Source organism: Pseudonocardia humida, assembly GCF_023898865.1.
In the GTDB taxonomy this organism is placed as follows: Bacteria; Actinomycetota; Actinomycetes; order Mycobacteriales; family Pseudonocardiaceae; genus Pseudonocardia; species Pseudonocardia humida.
Map to the genome: position 1 here is coordinate 19,680 of NZ_JAGSOV010000049.1, position 20,330 is coordinate 40,009.

The window sequence follows — 20,330 nt, forward strand, 5'->3', positions numbered from 1 at the left end:
CTCGACGATCAGCGACGGGTGGACCCGCCGATCACCACCTGGCCCGCTGGACGCCTCAGAACGTCGCGATCGGGTTGACCGGGCTCCCGGAGGTGCCGGCGAAGCGGACCGGCGCGACCGCGAGGTGGAAGTCCCACTGGCCGAGCTCGGCGGCCGTCGTCGCGCACAGCTCGAGGTCGCAGTTGTCGAGCAGCCACAGACCCATCGCGACGAGGCCCACGGCGTGGACCGGCATCAACACGTCCCGGTACCCCGACGGTTGGACGTCCTGGGGGGTGTCGGCACCGATCAGCGCGACCTCCCGGTCGTGCAGCCACGGCAGGCAGGACGCGTGCCAGCCCGCCTGCGTGAAGCCCTGCGCCGCACCGGCATCGTGCCGGGCGCGACCACGACCGGTCCGCAGGAGCACCGCGTCGCCGGAGCGCACCCGGACACCCTGGCGACGCTGGGCCTCCTCGAGGTCCTCGGGGAAGACACCCTGCCCCGGTTCCAGCCACGGCACGTCGCGGACCGCCGCGACGTCCAGCAGGACACCGCGGGTGGTGATCCCGTTCGCCGCCGCCGTGACGGCCGCCCACGCCGATCCCGTCGCGGGGTCGACCAGCGAGTGCGGCCGCCCGTTGTACATCGTGCCGTCCCAGAAGATGTGGCACGGCGAGTCGACGTGGGTGACGGTGTTGCCGTGGAACGTGATGCCGAGCCGCTCGGACGAGAAGCCCCAGTGCCGATCGTCGCGGAACCCGGGCAGCGGCATGTCCTCGGCGCCCGGCATGTCGGCGGCGCACGGGCACGTCGTCGTCGACCGCTCCATCTCCCCCGGCACGGCGATCTCCCACGCGCAGGACACGCTCCGGCCGTGGCGCACGGCCCGCGACGCCGCCAGCCGGACGTCGTCGGTGATGTGGTTCAGCGTGCCGAGCTCGTCGTCGTCGCCCCACCGCCCCCAGTTCGACAGCGTGTCGAAGTACCCCAGCACGTCGTCGCCCGTGGGCATCGGCCGCTCCGTTGTCATCCCTGGCCCCCTCCCGTACCGGTCGGGCAGGTGCCGCCGTCGTGGTGTGGCGCACCAACCTGCCCGACATGGGCCTGCGCATCTCCACCGACAGCGGGCTGCCCGGCCTTGCTCAGGCTGATCACGGCATTGATGGTGCCGCACGGCGTCGTTCGGATCATCGCCACATCCGGTTCGCCGGAGTCCGCGCGTCGCAGGTGGTCGATAGCGCGGCCCGAGCTGCCGGGCCGTCACGGCAGGATCCCCAGCTCCCGGGCGGCGGTGGCCCAGCGCGGGAACTCGGCCAGCAGCCGGTCGTAGAGCTCGGCGTCGGGCACCGCCTCGATGTCGGGCACGGCGAAGAACCCGACGTTGTCCACGGTGCGCCCGGGCAGCGTGTCGAAGCGCTCCAGCACCCCGAACTTCGCCGTGCCCAGGCCGACGAACTGCCAGAAGACCGGCTCGGCCGCGGCGGCCCGCAGCTCCTGCTCGATCTCGCGGTTGCGGCGCACGCCACCGCGGCTCCGGGTCGGTCACCTATCTGATCCTCGACGATCAGCAGCGGGTGGACCTGCTGATCGTCACCTGGGCCGGCTGAACGCGCCGATGACGCACCCCATCAGTCGAGCTCGGCCGGCGAGCCGACGGGACACGGCACACCCGTCCCGTCCAGCCCGCAGTACCCGTTGCCATTGCGCGCGAGGTACTGCTGGTGGTAGTCCTCGGCGTAGTAGAACCGCCCCAACGGGGCGATCTCGGTGGTGACGGCACCGCGGCCGGCGGTGCGCAGTGCGTCGCCGTAGGTCTTGGCGGAGGACTCGGCGGCCTCGCGCTGGGCGTCGTCGACGTGGTAGAGGGCGCTGCGGTACTGGGTGCCGCGGTCGTTGCCCTGGCGCATGCCCTGGGTCGGGTCGTGGTTCTCCCAGAAGACCTTCAGCAGCCGGTCGTAGCCGACGACGGTCGGGTCGAAGACGACGAGCACGACCTCGGCGTGGCCGGTCAGGCCGGTGCAGGTCTCCTCGTAGGTGGGGTTCTCGGTGAATCCGCCCGCGTAGCCGACCGCCGTGGAGTACACGCCCGGGGTCTGCCAGAACAGGCGCTCGGCGCCCCAGAAGCAGCCCATCCCGAACACCGCCGTGCGCAGGCCCTCCGGGAACGGCGGGCTCAGCCGGTGGCCGTTCACGTGGTGCTCGGCGGGCACCGGGAGCGGGGCGGAGCGCCCCGGTAGGGCCCGCTCCGCGGTGACCATCTGCGACGTGTCGCGCCCGAAGAGACCCATCCCCCGAGGTTACGTGCGCGGCCAGGGGCGGGACCTTTCCGAACGCCGACGGTCAGCGGGCGGCGGCGGCGCCCACGCCGCTGCGGGTGTCGGCGGCGGCGCGCAGCAGGGGGCCGTCGCCGCGACCGACCGCGCACAGCCTGCCCAGCGCCCACGGCCCGGCGTCGACCACCGAGTGGCCGCGGCGGCGCAGCGCGTCGAGGGTGGGCTCGCCGAGCCGGGACTCCGCGACGAGGCCGCCGGGCTCCCAGCCGCGCGGGGCGAACGACGACGGGAACGCGACGGAGTGCCAGGCCGGTGCGTCGATGGCGGCCTGCAGGTCGAGGCCGGCGACGGTGTGCGCCAGCCAGAAGCACAGCTGCCACTGGTCCTGCTGGTCGCCGCCGGGGGTGCCGAACGCGATCCGCGGTTCGCCGTCGCGCAGCCCCAGCGACGGGCTGAGCGTCGTCCGCGGGCGCCTGCCCGGCACCAGCGACGAGGGCAGGCCCTCCTCCAGCCAGAACATCTGCGCGCGCGTGCCCAGGCAGAAGCCCAGCGCCGGGATCGTCGGCGACGACTGCAACCAGCCGCCCGACGGGGTCGCCGACACCATGTTGCCCGCCGCGTCGACCACGTCGACGTGCACCGTGTCGCCCCGGACGGCGCCGGTGCGGCTGACGGTGGGCTCACCCAGGCCGAGGCTGGTCACGCCGTCGCCGCGGGCCTGCCCGGGGCGGGCGGCGTAGTCGGCCAGCCGGGGGGTCAGGCCGTCCGGGGAGCCCGGGCGCAGCTCCAGGGAGGCCCGGTCGCCGATCAGGGCGCGCCGGGCGGCCGCGTACTCCGCGGACACCAGCGCGGCCAGCGGCACGGGGGCGCTGTCGCCGTACCAGGCCTCGCGGTCGGCGAAGGCGAGCTTGGCCGCCTCGGCCGCCACGTGCACCGTGTCGGCGGTGGCGACGCCGTCGGCGTAGACGACGTCGGTGTCGCGGAGCAGCCGCAGGATCTGGGCCAGCACCGGGCCCTGCGACCAGGCCCCCGGCTTGGCCAGCGACCAGCCGCCGCCCACGTCGACCAGCAGCGGCTCCTCGTAGGTCGCCGACCAGGCCGCCATGTCGTCGGCGGTGAGCAGACCGGCGTGGTCGCGGCCGGACTCGTCGCGCGCCGGCGTGCGGCAGAACCGCTCGACCTCCTCCGCGACGAACCCCCGGTACCAGGCGTCGCGGGCGGCGTCGATGCGGTGCTCGCGGTCGCCGCCGGCCTTCGCCGCCTCGTCCAGCAGCCGCTGCCAGGTCGCGGCGAGCGCCGGCAACCGGTGGGTGCTCGTCGGCACGGCGCCGTCGGGCAGCCAGGTCGCCGCGGAGGACGGCCAGTGGGCGCGGAAGTGCTCGGCGACCGCGGCGATCGTCGGCGGGACCCGCGGCACCAGCGGGAACCCGCCCGCGGCGTACCCGAGCGCGGGTTCGAGGACGTCGGCCAGCTCCCACGTGCCGTGGTCGCGCAGCAGCGTGAGCCAGCCGTCCCAGGCGCCGGGGACGGTGGCGGCCAGCAGGCCGGTGCCCGGGACGATCGGCAGGCCGAGCTCGTCGCGGAGCCGGGAGACGGTGGCCGCCGCGGGCGCGACCCCCTGCCCGCACAGCACGCGGGGGTTCGGGTCGGCCGCGGTGACGAAGACGGCGGGCACCTCCCCGCCGGGCCCGCACAGGTGCGGCTCCACGACCTGCAGCACGAACCCGGCCGCCACCGCGGCGTCGAACGCGTTGCCGCCCCGGGCGAGCACCGACATCGCGGTGGCGGTGCCCAGGTAGTGGGTGCTGGACGCGGCGCCGTGGACGCCGCGGCGCTCGTGCGTGGTCGGGGCCCCGCCTCCGGTGGTCATGCCCCGATCCTCGCCGATCCGGGCGCCGAATTCAGGTCCTGGCCGTGACGACGCGGCAGAGGTCAGGCGCGGGTGAGGGCCACCACCGGGATCTCCCGGTCTCCCGCCTTCGCCTCGTGGTCGACGAAGAACGGGTGGGCCTGCGTGATCTCGCTCCAGACGCGGTCGCGTTCGGCGCCCGAGAGCACCTCGGCCAGGGCCGGGTACCTCTCCCGCCCGACCTCCACGACCACGTGCGGATCGGCGGCCAGGTTGAGGTACCAGGCGGGGTGGGTGGCGGCGCCCATGTCGGAGGCGATGACCAGCAGGCGCTCGCCGTCGGGGTGGAACATCATCGGGCTCGTGCGCGGCTCGCCCGAGCGGCGACCGGTGGTGGTGAGCAGCAGCAGGCGGTCGCGGTGCATGCCCTCGACCTCACCGCCGGCGCGGAACTGCTCGATCACCGCGCGGTTGATCGACCGGATGTCCATCGGGCCTCCCGGGAGCTACAGGTCGGCGGCGAGCGGGACCTGCTCGACCGCGGGTGAGGTCATCCACTCGCGCAGGGCGCGGGTGGCCGCGACGTCGTCGGCGTTGTACTCGAGGAGGCGGCGGCGCTGGTCGGCGTCCGGCGGCTCGCCGTCCATCCCGACGGCGTCGCGGTACCAGCGCATCGAGTTCTCCCCGCCGGCCTCCGGGTCGCGCCAGCTGAAGCCGGCGACCGGGGCGACGCGCTTGAGGCCCTTGCCGTGCGCGCACAGGAACCACTGGTCGACCACGGCGTACATGTCGACCCAGCCGGGGTGGGCGATGAACTCCTCGACCTCGGACACCGGCGGGATGCCCTGGCGCCCGGCGAAGCGCCGGGCCGAGGCCAGCAGCCAGCGGTTCTCGGCCTGCTCGTTGTAGCAGTAGGCGGCGAACGTGCGCCCGCTCGCGGCCGCGGCGGCGCGCACCCCCGACAGCCAGGCCCAGAACTCGGCGAACGAGCGGGCCTCGTCGGAGTCGGGGACGGGGACCCAGGTGGCGAAGGCGCGGTAGCCCTCCTCCTCGTCGCCGGGGAGGCGACCACCGGAGTAGGCGAGGTGCACGCCCCACAGGTAGGCGCCGGACTCGCCGAAGCTCTCCATGTCGATGTCGACCTCGACGTCGGCGCGCAGCACCGGCACCGACGGCACCCGGCGCACGACCGACAGCCCCCGCAGCCACGCCCTGGCCAACGCGACCACGTCGGCGAATGGCGGACCGGCCAGCGGGACGGGCTCGACGGCCGGGTCGCACGCGGCCAGCTCGGCGACCGTGCGCACGCCGACCTCGCGCAGCGCGACCGCCGCCTCACCGCGCACGACCAGGCTGACGTCGCCCGCGCGCTCCAGCTCGCCCGCGCAGGTGGGCCACCAGGGACAGCGGCGGCACTCCATCACCCGGGACGGGAGGGCCAGCGCGGGGCGCTGGTCGGCGGCGGCCTCGGCGACGGCGGTGCGGTCGGCGAAGCGGGCGTCGTACTCGGCGAGGGTGGAGCGGTCGCCCGGCCAGTGCCCGGCGCGCAGGTCGTGCCAGACGACGACGTCGGCGTCGAGGCCGACGACACCGCCGACGTCGGCGTGGCGGGCCCCGGGCGGCGGGGCCCAGCCCGCCGCCCGCAGCATGCGGTTGAGGTGGGCCAGGCGCAGCAGGTCGCGCGGCTGGGAGCGGACCTTGCGCCGCGGGTCGGGCCGGGCCGCCCCGGGGCGCGGGTCGGTGAGCGGGGAGGTGACCGCCGCGTCGCCCGGGTCGGTGATGCGGTGGCGGACGACGAGGAAGGGCACGTAGCCGCCCTCCGGCAGGCGGACGAGCAGCTCGGCGCCACCGCGGCGGCCGTCGGCGTCGGGCAGGACGGCGCCCCAGACGAACTCGGCGCCCTCGGCGACCGCGGCCGCCGTGGCCTCGCGGCGCTCGGCGGCCGGGCCGGGGGGCACCCGCCGCCACGACGGGCCGGCCGTGGCCGCGAGCACCTCGCCGATGCGCTCGCGGTGCTCGGCGGCGTCGGCGCGGCGCTGCTCGATGGCCGGGTCGGGCAGGGCGCGCGGGGCGGCGGCGGCCGTCGGGTCGTGATCGAGGTGGACGCGGCGCCGGCAGAGGGTGGTGGCGACGGCATCGAGCACGATGCCCCGCGCGCGGGGCCCGGCCTGCGGCCGGTTCTCGATCGCCGTCATGCCCCCGAGGGTAGTGACCGGTACCGACAGCCCTCGCCGCAGCCGCACGCCCGCGTGCGTCGGGTGGATCACGATCGGGCGCCGGCCGCGTTCCACCGGACGTCGGCCGCGCGGTGTCACTAGGCTGCGCCGGAGCCCGGTCCGACGAGGTGGAACGGGGACGAGGGGGTGCACGGGATGGCGCTGCGGCGGCGGGCCGCCGGGTCGGCGGACGGCTCCGGGTCGGGCACGGCGGAGACGGTGGCGGAGGCCGCGCGGGCCGCGCGCAAGCCGTTCACCGCCGCCCGGGCCAAGCGGATGATCGGGGTGAGCAAGGCCGTCGCGCCGCTGCTGGCGCCCTACGCGCTGGCCGCCGCGGGGGTGGCGCGGTCGCGGTGGGACGCCTACCGGGCGGGCAGGCTGGGCGTGGAGCCCGGCCAGCTGTCGCAGTACACCGGGCCGGGCGGGGCGCTGCACGCCCGGCTGTCCCGGATCGCCGAGGCCCTGCAGGAGCTGGAGACCGGCACCGGGAGCCGCGGCACCGAGGACGACCGCGCCTTCGTCGCGCAGGTCCGGCCCCGGCTCGCCGACCTGGCCATCGCCGTGCGCGCCGCCGGGCAGATGCCCACCCCCCGCCGCCGCACCGCCTACCGCGCGATCGGCGGGGAGCTCGACCGCGTCGAGGTCGAGCTGCTGACCCGGCTCGGCGTCATCGGCTGACGACCCCACCGATCCGGCCGCCCGCCGCAGCGCGGCGCGGGCCCGGGGGCCCGATCAGCGGCTTCGACTACCGTCGAGGCCCATGAACGGCTCCACGGACCCCGGCGCGCGCCGGTTCCGTGGCGGTCTGCTGGTCGGCCTCAGCGCCCTGCTGACCGCCGTCGGGCACCTGGCGGGCGGCGGTGCCCTGCCCGACCTGGCCCCGCTCGCGGTGCTGCTGCCCGCGCTGGCCTGGCCGGTCGTCGCGCTGGCCGACCGCTGCCGCGGCACCGTCGGCACGCTGGTGGTGCTCGGCGGCGGCCAGCTGCTGCTGCACGAGCTGCTGAGCACCGCGCACTCCCACCACGCCGCGCCGGACGACCCGTCGATGGTGCTCACCCACGCCCTGGTCACGGCGCTGACGGCGGCCGCGCTGCGGTTCGCCGACCGCGGGATGGCGGCCGTCGCCGCCGCGCTGGGGCGGGTGGTGCCGCGCCGGCCGCCGGCCGCGCCCGCCGACCGGCCGCTCGCGGTGCTGGTCGTCCCGGGCACCGACGTCCCCGCGGCCGTCCGCCGCGTCCTCTCCGCCACGCACGCGCGGCGGGGCCCTCCGGTGCGCTGCTGAAGGTCCCCTTCACCAGCACAACCGCACCCGGAGATCCCGCATGTCCGCATCACCCCCGCGGCGCCCGCGGGGCGCCGCCACCCCGCGGACCGCCGCCGCCCCCCCCCGCAACGGCACCGAGAAGACGGGAGCGGGCGCATGACCCGGCAGCTGCTGCGCACGGCGGCGGTGACCCTGCTGTGCGGGTTGGCCCTGCTGCTCGGGACCGCCCCCGCCTTCGCCCACACCCGGCTGGAGAGCAGCGACCCCGCCGACGGGTCCAGCGTCGACGCGGCGCCCCAGCGGGTGTCGCTGACCTTCAACGAGTCGGTCCCCGCGGAGTTCTCGCAGGTCACGGTGGTCGGCCCGGACGGGACCAACTACCAGACCGGCACCGTCACCTCGGCCGACGGCGTGGTGAGCACCGCGGTGCTGCCGCTCGGCCCGGCCGGGCGCTACGAGATCGGCTACCGGGTCGTCTCCGACGACGGGCACCCGGTGACCGGCAGCGTGGCGTTCACCCTCACCGCGGCGGCCACGCCGAGCCCGGCCGCCGCGGCCCCGAGCGCGTCGGCCGCCGCGCCCGCACCGGCGCCCACTCCCCCGTCCGCCGCGGCGGCCCAGCCCGACGACGGCGGGTCCCCCGTGTGGCCGTGGATCGTCGGCGCGGTGGTGCTGGTCGGCGGCGGGGTCGTGGCGGCGCTGCGCCTCGGCCGCAGCGGCTGAGACCGCGATGACCCGACCGGCCACGGGCCCGGCGGGCCACCGCGTCGCGGTGGCCGGCTGGGTCGGGCTCGTGGTCGGCGCCGCGGTGCTGGCGGGTGCGCTGGGCGGCCCGCCCGCGGCGGACCCCGACGCGGCCGTGCAGGTCGCGACGGTGGTCACCCGGGCGGGCCTGGACGCCGCCGCGGTCGCCTGCGTCGGGCTCACCCTGCTGGGCGTGCTGCTGCCGCTGGGCGCAGGCACCCTCCCGGGCTCCGCGCTGCGCGACCTCGTCCGCGTGCAGGACACCGCCGACCGGGCCGTGGTGGTCGTGGCAGGCGGGTGGCTGGTGCTGGTGCTGACCGGCATCGCGTTCCGCGCGGCGAACGCGGTGGGCCGCACCGTGGGGCAGCTGTCCGCGGCCGACGTCGGCGCCTGGGCCACCCGGCTCTCGGCCGGGCGCGGGATGCTGCTGACGGCGGGCTGCGTTGCGGTCGTGCTCGGCTGCGGGATCGCCCGGCTGCGCCGCCGCGACGCCGTGCAGGTGCGCGTCCCGATGATCGCCGCGCTGCTCGGCGCGCTGATGCCCGCGCTGACCGGGCACACCGGCTCCGCCCCCGACCACCAGCTGGCGGTGATCTCGGCCGCGCTGCACGTGGCCGCGGCGTCGCTGTGGGTCGGCGGGCTGGGCGCGATCCTGGTGCTGGTCGCCAGGCACCGGGCGCTGCTCGACGCCGTGCTCCCCCGGTTCTCCGCGCTGGCCGGCGGCTGCGTGCTCGCCGTGGCGGCGACCGGGGTCGTCAACGCGGCCACCCGGCTGGAGGGCTGGGCGGCGCTCGTCGGCACCGGCTACGGCCAGCTGGTGCTGGCCAAGGTCGCGCTGCTGGGGCTGCTGGCCGGGCTGGGCGGGCTGGCCCGGCGCCGGCTGCGCGCCGGCAGGCGCCCGGTGCTGCGCTGGGCCGGCCTGGAGGTGGCGCTGATGGCGCTGACCATGGGCGTCGCCGCCGCGCTCACCCAGACCGGCTGACGACCTCAGGACCGGTAGGCCTCCAGCAGCCGCAGCCACACCTCGCTGATCGTCGGGTAGGCGGGCACGGCGTGCCAGAGCCGGGGCAGCGGCACCTCGCCGACCACCGCGATCGTCGCCGAGTGCAGCATCTCGGCCACGTCCTGGCCGACGAACGTCACTCCGACGAGAACCCCGCGGGCCTCGTCGACGACCATGCTCGCCCGACCCTCGTAGCCGTCGGCGTGCAGCGACGAGCCGGCGACGGCGATCGGCAGCTCGACCACCCGCACGTCGATCCCGGCCTCCCGGGCCGCGGCCGCGGTGCGCCCGACCCAGGCCACCTCGGGGTCGGTGAAGACGACCTGGGTGACGGCGACGTGGTCGGCGGTGGCCGAGTGCTCGCCCCACGGCGAGGTGTCGACCGGCCTCCCGGCCGCGCGGGCGGCGATCGCGCCGCCGGCGATCCGGGCGGCGTACTTGCCCTGGTGGGTCAGCGGGGCCCGGCCGGTGACGTCTCCCGCGGCGTAGAGCCACTGCCCGTCGACGCCCTCGACCAGCCCGGAGTCGTCGACCGCGAGCGCCCCGCCGGGCTCCAGCCCGACGGCGTCCACGCCGACGTCGGCGGAGGCGGGCCTGCGGCCGGTGGCGACGAGCAGCTCGTCGACGACGACCGTCTCGGCGCCCAGCCGCAGCGCGATGGCGTCGCCCTCGGCCGCGACGCCGTCGAGCCCGGTGTCGAGCCGCACGTCGACGCCCTCCTGGCGCAGCGCGGCGGCCACCATCTCGCCGGCGAACGGCTCGGCGCCGGCCAGCAGCCGCGGACCGCGCTGCACCAGCACCACCTGCGAGCCGAGCCGCTGGAACGCCTGGGCCATCTCGCAGCCGACGACCCCGCCGCCGAGCACGCCGAGCCGGGGCGGGACCTCCTTGGCCGAGGTGGCGTCGCGGGACGTCCAGGTGCGCACGGTGTCCAGGCCCGGGACCGGCGGCGTGACCGCGACGCTGCCGGTGCTCACCACCACGGCGTGCCGGGCGGTCAGGGTGATCGGATCCGGCCCGTCGACGGTGACCGTGCGCTCGCCGGAGATCCGGCCGTGCCCGCGCACCACCGCCATCCCGGCGCCCTCGGCCCACTCGACCTGGCCGGCGTCGTCCCAGTCGTGGGTGATGGCGTCGCGGCGGGCCAGCACGGCCCGGGGGTCGAACTCGGCGGTCGTGCCGGGCAGCCTGCGCAGCGCGGCCGCGGCGTGCCCGGTGCGCAGCAGCGCCTTGGACGGCATGCACGCCCAGTACGAGCACTCGCCGCCGAGCAGCTCGGACTCCACGATCGCCGCGGACAGCCCGGCGCGCACGGCGTAGTCGGCGGCGTTCTCGCCGACCGGGCCACCACCGATGACGATGACGTCGAACTCCGTGGGGACGGTCACCGCGCCACCGCCGTCGTCGCCTCGAGCACGTCGGCGGTGCCCTCGCGCAGCTCGAGCACCTTCCCGGCGGTGCCCGGGGTGTCGAGCAGGGCGACCAGCACGGCGGCGGTGTCGTCGCGGGTGACGGTCGCGGCGACCCCGCCGGCGTCGAGCGGCGGCGGCCGCAGGAGCACGGAGTTGGTCCCCGGGTCGTCGGTCAGGCGACCGGGCCGCAGGATCGTCCACTGCAGGTCGGTGGCCGCGATCGCGTCCTCGGCCGCCTTCTTCGCGCGCAGGTAGGCCGCCCACACCTCGTCGGTGCCCTCGGCGGGGGGATCGTCCACCCCCGTCGAGGAGACCAGCAGGTAGCGGCGCACCCCCGCCAGGTGGGCGGCGTCGGCGAGCAGCACCGCGGCGGCCCGGTCGACGGTGTCCTTGCGCTGCGCCCCGCTGCCCGGCCCGGCGCCCGCGGCGAACACCACGGCGTCGGCGTCGCGCAGGTGGTCGGCCAGCTCGACGGCCGAGGCCGACTCGAGGTCGAGCACGACCGGGGTCGCGCCCGCGCTCTCCAGGTCGGCCCGGTGCTCGGGGTTGCGCACCACCCCCACCGCGACGTCCCCGCGGGCGGCCAGCAGCGCGGCCAACCGCAACCCGATCTTCCCGTGCCCTCCGGCGATCACGACCCGCATCGGCCCGACCGTAGTGGTGGAGGCGGCGCGGCGCCCACCGGTCACCTGACCGGGAGGCGGCGGCGCGGGCACCGAGGACGGCGTCGGCCACCGCACGGGCCGGGGCTACCCCGATGGTGGGCGCCTCTTCGGCATCCGCACCCGCCGAGGCACTCCGGCATCGCCGCAGGTCACCTCGCCGTCACCGGTCCAGACGTGTCCGTTTTCTCACCAGCCGGAATGGCGGCGGTTGTCGGGCAGCGGGCCCCGGTCTGCAATCGGAGGCAGTCGAGGACACCCTGGAGGTGGACCGTGAAGGCCGTGCGGGTGCACGCTTACCACTCCGATCCGAAGATCGACGACATCCCCGAACCGACCCTGCAGGGCCCGCTGGACGTGATCGTCAAGATCGGCGGCGCCGGGGTCTGCCGCACCGATCTGCACATCCTCGAGGGCCAGTGGGCCGCGGCCCAGAACCCCGAGCTGCCCTACGTCATCGGCCACGAGAACGCCGGCTGGGTGCACGCCGTCGGCGACGGGGTCACCAACGTCGCCGTGGGCGACACGGTGATCCTGCACCCGCAGCCCAGCTGCGGGCTGTGCCTGGCCTGTCGGGCCGGGCGCGACATGCAGTGCGAGAACGCGTTCTTCCCCGGCCTGTCCGACAACGACGGCGGCATGGCCGAGTACCTGCGCACCACCGCCAGGGCGTGCGTGAAGCTCAACCCCGACACCAACCCGGCCGACGTCGCCGCGCTCGCCGACGCCGGCATCACCGCCTACCACGCGGTGCGCAAGGCCGTGCCCGACCTGTACCCCGGCACCACCGCCGTCGTGCAGGGCGCGGGCGGCCTCGGCCACATCGGCATCCAGGCGCTGGCCGCGCTCACCGCCACCCGGATCGTCGTGGTCGACCGCAACCCCGACGCGCTGGCCCTGGCCAAGCAGATCGGCGCCGACGAGACCGTGCTGGCCGACGGCACGCACATCGACGCGGTCAAGGAGCTGACCGGCGGCCTGGGCGCGAACGTGGTGTTCGACTTCGTCGCCGAGCAGGGCGCCGAGAACGACGCCTGGCAGATGACCGCGCCCGCCGGGTCGCAGTACGTCATCGGCTACGGCGGCGAGCTGCGGATCCCGACGCTGGACTTCGTCGGCGGCGAGAAGAACGTCATCGGCAACATCGTCGGCACCTACAACGACCTCGCCGAGCTGATGGTGCTCGCCCAGGCCGGGAAGGTCACGCTGCACACCAAGCAGTACCCCCTCGACGCGGCGCTCGACGCCCTGCACGACCTCGACGCGGGCCGCGTGCGCGGCCGGGCGATCCTCGTGCCCTGACCTCCTTCCGACATATCCCGCACTGACGCGAGAGGACCACCACATGTACGAGAAGGACGGCGAGAAGTACTTCATCGTCGATTCGCACAGCCACTTCTGGGACGCCAGCCGGGAGAACTGGAAGCCCGGCCAGGAGCAGTACGCGAAGGGCTGGATCGACTGCTTCTACGGCTACCACCAGCTCGGCCCGCCCGAGACCCACTGGGACTACGAGAAGTACCTCAAGGTCAGCCCCGAGGACTTCGAGCGCGACATGTTCGTCGAGGGCCACGTCGACCACGCGATCTTCCAGTCGACGTACCTCAAGGAGTGGTACACCGAGGGCTTCAACACGATCGACCAGAACGCGCAGCTCCTGGACAAGTGGGGCGACCGGCTGATCGTCAACGGCCGGTTCGACCCGCGCGACGGCGACGCCGGGCTCAAGCAGCTCGAGGAGGACATCGCCAAGTACAACTGCAAGGGCGTCAAGCTCTACACCGCGGAGTGGAACAACGGCTCGCGCGGCTACAAGCTCTCCGACCCCGAGGCCTACCGGTTCCTGGCCCGCGCCCAGGAGCTGGGCATCAAGAACGTCCACGTGCACAAGGGCCCGACCATCTGGCCGCTGGACAAGGACGCCTTCGACGTCTCCGACGTCGACCACGCGGCCACCGACTTCCCCGACCTGAACTTCGTCGTCGAGCACGTCGGGCTGCCCCGCATCGAGGACTTCTGCTTCATGGCGGTGCAGGAGCCCAACGTCTACGCCGGGCTCTCGGTGGTGATCGGCGGCCTGATGCACGCCCGGCCGAAGTTCTTCGCCAAGGTGATCGGCGAGCTGATGTTCTGGGTCGGCGAGGACAAGATGCTCTTCGGCGGCGACTACAACATCTGGGTGCCGAAGTGGCAGATCGAGGGCTTCGTCGACTGGCAGATGCCCGACGACGAGGCGTTCACCGACTACGCCAAGCTCACGACGGCCACCAAGAAGAAGATCCTCGGGCTGAACGCGGCGAAGCTCTACGACATCCCGGTGCCCGCCGAGCTGCAGCTGCCCACCACGGCCGACGAGTCGATGCAGCCCGGTGAGGAGCTGGTGCGCGACACCGCCGGGGCCCAGGCGTGACCGCGCCGGCGCACGCGCCGGCCCCGACGCACGTGCAGGACCTCGTCTGGGCCGCGCTCGGCACGGTGCTCGACCCCGAGCTGGACGAGCCGATCACCGACCTCGACTTCGTCGAGTCGTGGTCGGTCTCCCCGGACGGGGTGGCGACCGTGCGGCTGCGGCTGCCGACGTTCTTCTGCGCGCCGAACTTCTCGTTCCTGATGGTCGCCGACGCGCACGACGCGGTGTCGGCGGTCCCGGGGGTGGCGCGCGCGGAGGTGACGCTGGCCGACCACCACGCCGCCGACGAGATCAACGGCGGGGTGGCCGCGCAGTCCGGGTTCGTCGCCACGTTCGGCGCGGAGGCCGTGGCCGAGCTGGACGAGCTGCGCGCCAAGTTCCTGACGAAGGCCGCGTTGGCCGGGCAGGACGGCGTGGCCCGGCCGCTGGTCGACCGGGGCGCCACCCCGGAGGACCTCGCGGCGACCACGCTGGGGGCGGTGCCGCCCTCGCCGGAGCTCGACCGGCTGCGCCGTCGCCGGGCCGCCCTCGGGCTGCCCAGCGGCGACGACGCCCCGCTGCTGATCACCGACGACGGCAGTCCGGTCCCGGTCGGGAGCATCCCGCTGCACCTGCGCCGGGCGCGGTTGCAGCGGGTCGGGATCGAGACCAACGGGGAGTACTGCAAGAGCCTGCTCAAGACCCGCTACGCCTGACCCGGGCTCCGTCGAGAACGAAGTCGTTGCCGTCTTGGACCGGTCCAACCGACAACGACTTCGTTCTCGACGGTGGGGTCAGGGGCGCGGGCGGGCGGTGAGCAGGTGGAATCGGTTGACCAGTCGGTAGCCGCCGTCCGGGGTGCGGTACTCGGCGCAGCGCCGCAGGAGCGCCTCGCGGACGGCGGCCGGGCCGGCCACCCGGGCCGCGACCGTGCCGATGCCCGCCGCCAGGACCGGGCCCACCAGCGCGTCGGCGTCCGGGTAGTGGAACGGGACGTCCACGTCCTCGGTGGTGATCGGGTGCAGGCCGGCGAGGTCGACCAGCCGGCTGATCCGGCCCGGCTCGGTGATCGGCAGCGGGTCGCGCCGCGGCGGCGGGCGCGGCGGCAGCCACTGCGCCAGCGCCTCGCCGAACGCACGCAGGTCGCACTCCGACTCCCGGCCCCACAGCGTGATCACCACGATCGGCGCGACCGCCGCCGAGCGCCGCAGGATCGAGACCGGGTCGGCCGCGTGCATCAGCAGCTGCACCGCGGCGACCACGTCGAACGGGCCGGGCGGGGGCTCGTGCGCGTCGCCGACGCGGAACTCGCCCCCGGGGACCCGCGCCGCCGCGGCCGCGACCGCGGCGGGATCGGCGTCGATGCCGGTGACCACCGCGCCCCGCTCGGCGGCCGCGGCGGCGAACTCACCGCTGCCGCAGCCCAGGTCGAGCAGCCGGGTGCCCGGGCCGACGCCGGCCCGGTCGAGGGCCAGCGCGTGCAGCGGCGCCGCCCAGCCCCGCGGCCCGTCCTGCGCCACGACGCCGCTCAGCCCCAGACGTCCTGCGCGACCCGCACGATCAGCCGCAGCTTGGCGACCTGGTCGTCGTAGGTCAGCTCGTTGCCCTCCACCGTGGAGGAGAAGCCGCACTGCGGCGACAGGCACAGCTGGTCGAGCGGGACGTACTTGGCGGCCTCGTCGATGCGGCGCTTGAGCGCGTCGGCGTCCTCCAGCTCGCCGCGCTTGGTGGTGACCAGCCCGAGCACCACCTGCTTGCCCGGCGGCACGAACCGCAGCGGGGCGAACCCGCCGGAGCGCTCGTCGTCGAACTCGCAGAAGAAGCCGTCCACGGCCAGCTCGCCGAACAGCGCCTCGGCCACGAAGTCGTAGCCGCCCTCGGCCGCCCACGAGGACCGGAAGTTGCCCCGGCACATGTGGGTGGTGACCTTCATGTCGGCCGGGCGGTCGGCGATCGCGGCGTTGATCTGCTTGATGTAGCGCAGGTGCTGGTGGTCGGCGTCCTCGCCGCGGGCGGCCATCTCGGCGCGCTGCGCGGGGTCGTTGAGGTAGGCCAGCGAGGTGTCGTCGAGCTGCAGGTAGCGGCAGCCCAGCTCGCCCAGCGCGCGGACCTCGTCGGCGTAAGCGGCCGACAAGTCGGACCAGAACTCCTCGACGTCGGGGTAGACGGCGCGGTCGATGGCCGCGGTGCCGCCGCGGTAGTGGACCATGCTGGGCGAGGGGATGGTCAGCTTCGGCACCGCCGTCGTGACCGCGGACCGCAGGTAGCGGAAGTCGTCGGCGAAGATCGGCTCGTCCAGCCGGACCTTCTCCCGGATCGCCAGCCCGGCCGAGGTGAACGCGCCCTCGCCCTGGGCGTTCACCATCCGCACCCGGATCTGCTCGTCGGTCTTGGCGACCCCGCCCAGCCGGTAGATGAAGTCCATGTGCCACGACGTGCGGCGGAACTCGCCGTCGGTGGCCGCCTGCAGCCCGACCTCCTCCTGCATGGCCACGGCCTCGGTGATCGCCGAGTCCTCCGCGGCGCGCAGCCCGTCGGCGTCGAGCTCGCCAGCGGCGAACCGCTCCCGGGCGGCCAGCAGGGCCGGGGGTCGCAACAGGCTGCCGACGTGGTCGGCGCGGAACGGCGCCGCGGTGCGTCCAGACATGCCCTCGAACCTAGTGCCCCCCGCCGGAGGGACGCTCACCCGACGGGCAGGGCCGCGACCCGGGACCCGGCGCGGCGCACCCCCCGTTCGAGCTCCCACCGGCGGGCGGCGAAGTCGGCCCGGCTGACCGAGACGCCCAGCCCGGCCACGACCTCGCCGTCGGGCCCGAGCACCGGCACCGCCAGCCCGGCCACGCCTGCCGCGTACTCCTCGACCTCGACGGCGACCCCTTCGGCGCGCACCCGGCGCAGCTCCCGGTCGAGCCCGCGGCGGTCGGCGACGGTGTGCGGGGCGAGCGCGGGCAGCCCGACGCGGCCCAGCAGCTCGGTCAGCCGGGGCCCGCGCAGCCCGGACAGCACCGCCTTGCCGGCCGCGGTGGCGTGCGGGGCCGTCGGCTCGCCCGCCCGCAGGCCGGGGGCCAGCGGGTGCTCGGGGCAGTCGTCGACGTGCGCCACCACGACGTCGGCGTCGCGGCGGGCGACCAGGTAGGCGGCCGCGCCCAGCTCCAGGTGCACCTCGTGCAGCACCGTGCGGACGGCGGCCGGCGGGCGCACCTGCTCGGCCAGGCTGTGCTGCAGCTCGGCCACCCGGTAGCCCAGGCCGTAGCCGCGCACCTCGTGCAACCGCACCAGGTAGCCCTGCTCGACCAGCGTGCCCAGCGCGCGGTAGACCGTGGGCAGGGGGCAGCCGAGCCTGCGGGCGATCGCCTTCGGGGTGATCCCGTCGCCCGCGGCGGCCACCGCCTCCATGATCCGCAACGCGCGGGTGACCGACGACGCTGCTGCCACGCCTGCCAGTGTTGGGTACAACGGTCACCTCCGCACCCACCTACCGAACGGGATATTCGATGAGCGAGCTTGCGAGCGGATCATCAGCACAGCGCTTGCGCGAAGCGCCGGCCGAGCTCTGCGAGGTCGGGTGATGAGCGAGCCGACGGACGACGCCGCACTGCACCGGCGCATCGACGAACTGGTGGCCGAGGAGCACCGGCTGGAGCGCGCGCACGTCGGCACCCCGCTCTCCGACGACGAGCAGGCCAAGCTGGCCGACATGGGCGTGCAGCTCGACCGGCTGTGGGACCTGCTGCGCCAGCGCGACGCCCGGCGCCGGGCCGGCCTCGACCCGGACGAGGCCCAGGAGCGCCCGGGGGGCGTCGTCGAGGGCTACCAGCAGTAGCCGGCGGCGCTCCCCGCGGGGGCCGCCGCCGACCTTCCCGGCGGCGGCTTCCCGCCATGATCACTCTCACACCGGCGGGCCGGGACCGTCCTGAGTGGCCGGATCGACCCCCGCTGGGCCAGCATCGAGGCATGCAGGTCACCCCGCTCACCCCCGAGCGGCTCGTCGACGAGGTCGTCGGGCTGGTCGAGGCCAGGTCGCAGCGGGTGCGCGTGGCGCTGGACGGCCCGCGGCCCACCGGGCCCGTCGAGCTGGCCCGGCGCGCGGCCGAAGCACTGACCGCGCGTGGCCGGGCCGCAGTCGTCGTGGACGCGGACGACTTCCTGCGCCCGGCGTCGGTGCGCCTGGAGTACGGCCGCGAGGATCCCGACGAGCTGCTCGACGGCTGGCTGGACGTCGCGGGCCTGCGCCGCGAGGTGCTCGAACCGGCCGCCCCGGACGGCTCGGGGCGGGTGCTGCCGCGGCTGTGGAACGCCGCCGCCGACCGCGCCTACCGCGACCGGTACGTGCAGCTGCCCGCCGACGGCGTGGTGCTGCTGGCCGGGGCCCTGCTGCTGGGGCGCGGGCTGCCGCTGGACGCGGCGGTGCACCTGCGGATGAGCGGACCGGCCCTGCGCCGCGGATTGCCACCCGAACTGTTGTGGACGGTTCCGGCGCACGAGCGCTACGCGCGGGAGAATGACCCCGAGGGGATCGCCGAGCTGGTGGTCCTCGCCGACCATCCGGACCGACCGGCGGTGCGGAGGTGAAGGAGGCTAAGAAGAAGGTGGTGCTGGTGGGCGAGGAGGGAGTTGAACCCTCACGTCCTTTCGGACACACGGACCTGAACCGTGCGCGTCTGCCATTCCGCCACTCGCCCTGACGGGGAAGAAGCTAGCACGCCGCCCGGAGGGGCCTCGAAGGGGCCCCGTGTCGGGCGGCGACAAGGCGCTGGATAGCACAGATACGATCGGGGCTGTCAGCAACACGCCGAGGGAACGGAGGAAGATCGTTGGGTCGCGTCGACAGGTTCGAGCGCCGTCTGCAAGGGATGGTGGGCGATGCCTTCGCGCGGGTTTTCGGTGGCAGCGTCGTCCCGCAAGAAGTGATGGGCGCGCTGCTCAGGGAGGCCGAGGACCACATCGAGGAGCTCGCCGGAGGACGCCTGCTGGCGCCCAACCGGTACACCGTGCTGCTCGGACCGACCGATCTTGCCCGCATGGCGGGCGACCACCAGGCGGAGATCGTGAACTCGCTGTCCACCTCGGTCGCCGAGCAACTCGCCGACCAGGGGTGGGACACCTACGGCGAGGTCGTAGTCTTTCTGGAGCGCTCCGATGCGCTGCACACGGGACAGTTCCGCACCCGCTCATCCGTGGACCCCGACGCCTCCCGCCGGGACGCCATCCGAGCACGCGACGCAGGAGAAGCACCCATGAGCCAGCAACCGGGCCACCCCGAGGAGAACGGGCAGTACGGCTACGACCGTGGCGCCCCCGGCGGATACGGGCAGCAGACGTACGCCCCGCCCGCCTACGACCAGCGAGGGGGGTACGACCAGGGCGCCCAGCAGGGGTACGACCAGCAGGGCTACGGCCAGCAGGGCGGTTACCCGCAGCAGGGCGGCTATGGGGGCCAGCAGGGCGGCGGCTACGGCGGCCAGCAGCAGCCCGGCTACGGCCAGCCCGGCTACGGCGGCCAGCCCGGCGGCGGCTACCCCCCGCAGCCCGGCTACGACCAGGGCTACGGCCAGCAGGGCGGCGGCTACGGCGGCCAGCAGCAGGGCTACGCCCCCGGCGGCTACGACCAGGGCTACGGCCAGCAGGGCGGCGGCTACGGCCAGCAGGGCGGCTACGGCCAGCAGGCGCCGTACGACCAGGGCTACGACGCCGGCTACGACCAGGGCGGCTACGGCGGCTACGGGTCGGCCTCGCTGAGCCTGGACGACGGCTCGGGCCGCACGTTCGACCTGACCCCCGGCACGCACGTCATCGGCCGCGGCCAGGACTCGTCGTTCCGGCTCCCGGACACCGGTGTCTCCCGGCGCCACCTGGAGATCAACTGGGACGGCCGGACCGCCACGCTGAACGACCTCGGGTCCACCAACGGCACCACGGTGAACGGCAACCCGGTCCAGACCTGGCAGCTCAACGACGGTGACGTCATCCGGGTGGGCCATTCGAGCCTGGTCTTCCGCACCCGGTAACAATCCGCGTGCGGCGGGTAGGGGAGGATCGATCGACCCACGGAACAGATCGGAGTTGGCGGCGAGTGCTGCCGGAGTTGGTGCTGCAGCTGACCAGGGCGGGCTTCCTCGCCCTGCTCTGGCTGTTCGTGCTCGTCGCGCTCCGCGTGGTGCGGTCGGACCTCTACGCGGCTTCCGGTCTGCGCGCGCTGGTACCCGGCGGTGGTCGGGCGAACGCCCGCACCGGGCGCGGGCGCACGCCCCGGCAGTTGATCGTCACCGCCGGCGCGCTGGCCGGCACGAGGATCACGTTGGACTCCCGGCCGATCCTGATCGGCCGGGCCGATGACTCGACCCTCGTGCTCGACGACGACTACGCGTCGACCCGGCACGCGCGCATCGCGCAGCAGGGCGAGGAGTGGTACGTCGAGGACCTCGGGTCCACCAACGGCACGTACCTCGACCGGGCTAAGGTCACCGGACCCACGCGGGTGCCCCTCGGGGTACCCGTCCGTATCGGCAAGACGGTGATCGAGCTGCGGTCATGAG

At 75.1% G+C, this 20,330-nt stretch carries 22 protein-coding genes and 1 tRNA gene; 11 read left to right on the forward strand and 12 right to left on the reverse strand.

Annotated elements, in window-relative coordinates; all coding sequences use genetic code 11:
- Positions 1 to 55: 55 nt before the first annotated feature.
- From KDL28_RS23470 to KDL28_RS23495, 6 genes are all read right to left on the reverse strand, one after another.
- Positions 56 to 994, reverse strand: coding sequence for a cyclase family protein (locus KDL28_RS23470; RefSeq protein ID WP_252441643.1), 939 nt, complete (start codon positions 992 to 994; stop codon positions 56 to 58).
- 248 nt (positions 995 to 1,242) lie between these two features.
- Complete coding sequence (locus KDL28_RS23475) at positions 1,243 to 1,503, reverse strand: VWA domain-containing protein (protein WP_252441644.1); 261 nt, start codon at positions 1,501 to 1,503, stop codon at positions 1,243 to 1,245.
- Between the two features lie 107 nt (positions 1,504 to 1,610).
- Entirely contained in the window at positions 1,611 to 2,270 is a 660-nt protein-coding gene (msrA, locus tag KDL28_RS23480; RefSeq protein WP_252441645.1) for a peptide-methionine (S)-S-oxide reductase MsrA, read from the reverse strand.
- A 52-nt stretch (positions 2,271 to 2,322) separates the two neighbouring features.
- Complete coding sequence (locus KDL28_RS23485) at positions 2,323 to 4,125, reverse strand: gamma-glutamyltransferase family protein (RefSeq protein WP_252441646.1); 1,803 nt, start codon at positions 4,123 to 4,125, stop codon at positions 2,323 to 2,325.
- Positions 4,126 to 4,187: 62 nt separating this feature from the next.
- Positions 4,188 to 4,595 carry a nitroreductase/quinone reductase family protein gene (locus tag KDL28_RS23490; protein WP_252441647.1) on the reverse strand — a complete coding sequence of 136 codons (408 nt, stop codon included), beginning with the start codon at positions 4,593 to 4,595 and terminating at the stop codon, positions 4,188 to 4,190.
- Positions 4,596 to 4,610: 15 nt separating this feature from the next.
- Positions 4,611 to 6,299 (reverse strand): TM0106 family RecB-like putative nuclease, encoded by a 1,689-nt coding sequence (locus KDL28_RS23495; protein WP_252441648.1) that lies wholly within the window; start codon positions 6,297 to 6,299, stop codon positions 4,611 to 4,613.
- Positions 6,300 to 6,476: 177 nt separating this feature from the next.
- Between KDL28_RS23495 and KDL28_RS23500 the strand changes: the two genes are divergently transcribed.
- The 4 genes from KDL28_RS23500 (at position 6,477) to KDL28_RS23515 (ending at position 9,310) form a co-directional block, all read left to right on the forward strand.
- Positions 6,477 to 6,998 carry a DUF6474 family protein gene (locus tag KDL28_RS23500; RefSeq protein ID WP_252441649.1) on the forward strand — a complete coding sequence of 174 codons (522 nt, stop codon included), beginning with the start codon at positions 6,477 to 6,479 and terminating at the stop codon, positions 6,996 to 6,998.
- An 82-nt stretch (positions 6,999 to 7,080) separates the two neighbouring features.
- Positions 7,081 to 7,602, forward strand: a complete 522-nt coding sequence (locus KDL28_RS23505) for a hypothetical protein (protein ID WP_252441650.1) — start codon at positions 7,081 to 7,083, stop codon at positions 7,600 to 7,602.
- Positions 7,603 to 7,740: 138 nt separating this feature from the next.
- On the forward strand, positions 7,741 to 8,307 hold the full coding sequence (locus KDL28_RS23510; RefSeq protein ID WP_252441651.1) for a copper resistance CopC family protein: 567 nt from the start codon (positions 7,741 to 7,743) through the stop codon (positions 8,305 to 8,307).
- A gap of 7 nt (positions 8,308 to 8,314) precedes the next feature.
- The gene (locus KDL28_RS23515; RefSeq protein ID WP_252441652.1) at positions 8,315 to 9,310 is read left to right on the forward strand and encodes a CopD family protein; all 996 of its coding nucleotides are present in this window, start codon (positions 8,315 to 8,317) and stop codon (positions 9,308 to 9,310) included.
- A gap of 5 nt (positions 9,311 to 9,315) precedes the next feature.
- On the opposite strand, the gene KDL28_RS23520 is transcribed toward KDL28_RS23515, so the two are convergent.
- Both KDL28_RS23520 and KDL28_RS23525 read right to left on the reverse strand, forming a co-directional pair.
- Entirely contained in the window at positions 9,316 to 10,719 is a 1,404-nt protein-coding gene (locus KDL28_RS23520; RefSeq protein ID WP_252441653.1) for a dihydrolipoyl dehydrogenase family protein, read from the reverse strand.
- Positions 10,716 to 11,387 (reverse strand): NAD(P)H-binding protein, encoded by a 672-nt coding sequence (locus KDL28_RS23525; RefSeq protein WP_252441654.1) that lies wholly within the window; start codon positions 11,385 to 11,387, stop codon positions 10,716 to 10,718. Before KDL28_RS23525 ends, KDL28_RS23520 begins: the two co-directional genes overlap by 4 nt.
- Before the next feature lie 291 nt (positions 11,388 to 11,678).
- Between KDL28_RS23525 and KDL28_RS23530 the strand changes: the two genes are divergently transcribed.
- Genes KDL28_RS23530 through KDL28_RS23540 form a run of 3 tightly spaced genes read left to right on the forward strand, consistent with a single transcriptional unit; the run spans position 11,679 to position 14,510 of the window.
- Positions 11,679 to 12,707, forward strand: a complete 1,029-nt coding sequence (locus KDL28_RS23530) for an NAD(P)-dependent alcohol dehydrogenase (protein ID WP_252441655.1) — start codon at positions 11,679 to 11,681, stop codon at positions 12,705 to 12,707.
- A 43-nt stretch (positions 12,708 to 12,750) separates the two neighbouring features.
- Positions 12,751 to 13,815, forward strand: coding sequence for an amidohydrolase family protein (locus tag KDL28_RS23535; RefSeq protein ID WP_252441656.1), 1,065 nt, complete (start codon positions 12,751 to 12,753; stop codon positions 13,813 to 13,815).
- Positions 13,812 to 14,510, forward strand: coding sequence for an iron-sulfur cluster assembly protein (locus KDL28_RS23540; protein ID WP_252441657.1), 699 nt, complete (start codon positions 13,812 to 13,814; stop codon positions 14,508 to 14,510). The genes KDL28_RS23535 and KDL28_RS23540 overlap by 4 nt, the downstream gene beginning before the upstream one ends.
- A 78-nt stretch (positions 14,511 to 14,588) precedes the next feature.
- On the opposite strand, the gene KDL28_RS23545 is transcribed toward KDL28_RS23540, so the two are convergent.
- Genes KDL28_RS23545 through KDL28_RS23555 form a run of 3 tightly spaced genes read right to left on the reverse strand, consistent with a single transcriptional unit; the run spans position 14,589 to position 17,229 of the window.
- Positions 14,589 to 15,314: a class I SAM-dependent methyltransferase gene (locus KDL28_RS23545; RefSeq protein WP_252441658.1), complete on the reverse strand. Its 726-nt coding sequence runs from the start codon at positions 15,312 to 15,314 to the stop codon at positions 14,589 to 14,591.
- Between the two features lie 8 nt (positions 15,315 to 15,322).
- The gene (locus tag KDL28_RS23550; protein WP_252441659.1) at positions 15,323 to 16,441 is read right to left on the reverse strand and encodes a 5-methyltetrahydropteroyltriglutamate--homocysteine S-methyltransferase; all 1,119 of its coding nucleotides are present in this window, start codon (positions 16,439 to 16,441) and stop codon (positions 15,323 to 15,325) included.
- Between the two features lie 35 nt (positions 16,442 to 16,476).
- Positions 16,477 to 17,229, reverse strand: coding sequence for an IclR family transcriptional regulator (locus KDL28_RS23555; protein ID WP_252441660.1), 753 nt, complete (start codon positions 17,227 to 17,229; stop codon positions 16,477 to 16,479).
- 133 nt (positions 17,230 to 17,362) lie between these two features.
- Here KDL28_RS23555 and KDL28_RS23560 point away from each other — a divergent pair, with 133 nt between their 5' ends.
- A complete protein-coding gene (locus KDL28_RS23560) occupies positions 17,363 to 17,617 on the forward strand; it encodes a DUF2630 family protein (RefSeq protein WP_252441661.1) in 255 nt (84 codons plus the stop codon).
- A 131-nt stretch (positions 17,618 to 17,748) separates the two neighbouring features.
- The gene (locus KDL28_RS23565) at positions 17,749 to 18,366 is read left to right on the forward strand and encodes a nucleoside/nucleotide kinase family protein (protein ID WP_252441662.1); all 618 of its coding nucleotides are present in this window, start codon (positions 17,749 to 17,751) and stop codon (positions 18,364 to 18,366) included.
- A 24-nt stretch (positions 18,367 to 18,390) separates the two neighbouring features.
- Here KDL28_RS23565 and KDL28_RS23570 read toward each other — a convergent pair.
- Positions 18,391 to 18,476: transfer RNA gene (locus KDL28_RS23570), tRNA-Leu, on the reverse strand.
- Between the two features lie 132 nt (positions 18,477 to 18,608).
- On the opposite strand from KDL28_RS23570, the gene KDL28_RS23575 reads away from it, so the two are divergent.
- Together KDL28_RS23575 and KDL28_RS23580 are read left to right on the forward strand one after the other, a co-directional pair.
- Entirely contained in the window at positions 18,609 to 19,802 is a 1,194-nt protein-coding gene (locus KDL28_RS23575; RefSeq protein ID WP_305882232.1) for an FHA domain-containing protein, read from the forward strand.
- Positions 19,803 to 19,870: 68 nt separating this feature from the next.
- The gene (locus tag KDL28_RS23580) at positions 19,871 to 20,329 is read left to right on the forward strand and encodes an FHA domain-containing protein FhaB/FipA (protein WP_252441698.1); all 459 of its coding nucleotides are present in this window, start codon (positions 19,871 to 19,873) and stop codon (positions 20,327 to 20,329) included.
- Position 20,330: the final 1 nt, after the last annotated feature.

Bases quoted from the DNA above. Each gene is read 5' to 3' on its own strand.
- KDL28_RS23470 (WP_252441643.1), bottom strand. From the start codon at position 994: ATGCCCACGGGCGACGACGTGCTGGGGTACTTCGACACGCTGTCGAAC.
- msrA (WP_252441645.1), bottom strand. From the start codon at position 2,270: ATGGGTCTCTTCGGGCGCGACACGTCGCAGATGGTCACCGCGGAGCGG.
- KDL28_RS23485 (WP_252441646.1), bottom strand. From the start codon at position 4,125: ATGACCACCGGAGGCGGGGCCCCGACCACGCACGAGCGCCGCGGCGTC.
- KDL28_RS23490 (WP_252441647.1), bottom strand. From the start codon at position 4,595: ATGGACATCCGGTCGATCAACCGCGCGGTGATCGAGCAGTTCCGCGCC.
- KDL28_RS23495 (WP_252441648.1), bottom strand. From the start codon at position 6,299: ATGACGGCGATCGAGAACCGGCCGCAGGCCGGGCCCCGCGCGCGGGGC.
- KDL28_RS23500 (WP_252441649.1), top strand. From the start codon at position 6,477: ATGGCGCTGCGGCGGCGGGCCGCCGGGTCGGCGGACGGCTCCGGGTCG.
- KDL28_RS23505 (WP_252441650.1), top strand. From the start codon at position 7,081: ATGAACGGCTCCACGGACCCCGGCGCGCGCCGGTTCCGTGGCGGTCTG.
- KDL28_RS23510 (WP_252441651.1), top strand. From the start codon at position 7,741: ATGACCCGGCAGCTGCTGCGCACGGCGGCGGTGACCCTGCTGTGCGGG.
- KDL28_RS23515 (WP_252441652.1), top strand. From the start codon at position 8,315: ATGACCCGACCGGCCACGGGCCCGGCGGGCCACCGCGTCGCGGTGGCC.
- KDL28_RS23525 (WP_252441654.1), bottom strand. From the start codon at position 11,387: ATGCGGGTCGTGATCGCCGGAGGGCACGGGAAGATCGGGTTGCGGTTG.
- KDL28_RS23535 (WP_252441656.1), top strand. From the start codon at position 12,751: ATGTACGAGAAGGACGGCGAGAAGTACTTCATCGTCGATTCGCACAGC.
- KDL28_RS23550 (WP_252441659.1), bottom strand. From the start codon at position 16,441: ATGTCTGGACGCACCGCGGCGCCGTTCCGCGCCGACCACGTCGGCAGC.
- KDL28_RS23560 (WP_252441661.1), top strand. From the start codon at position 17,363: ATGAGCGAGCCGACGGACGACGCCGCACTGCACCGGCGCATCGACGAA.
- KDL28_RS23565 (WP_252441662.1), top strand. From the start codon at position 17,749: ATGCAGGTCACCCCGCTCACCCCCGAGCGGCTCGTCGACGAGGTCGTC.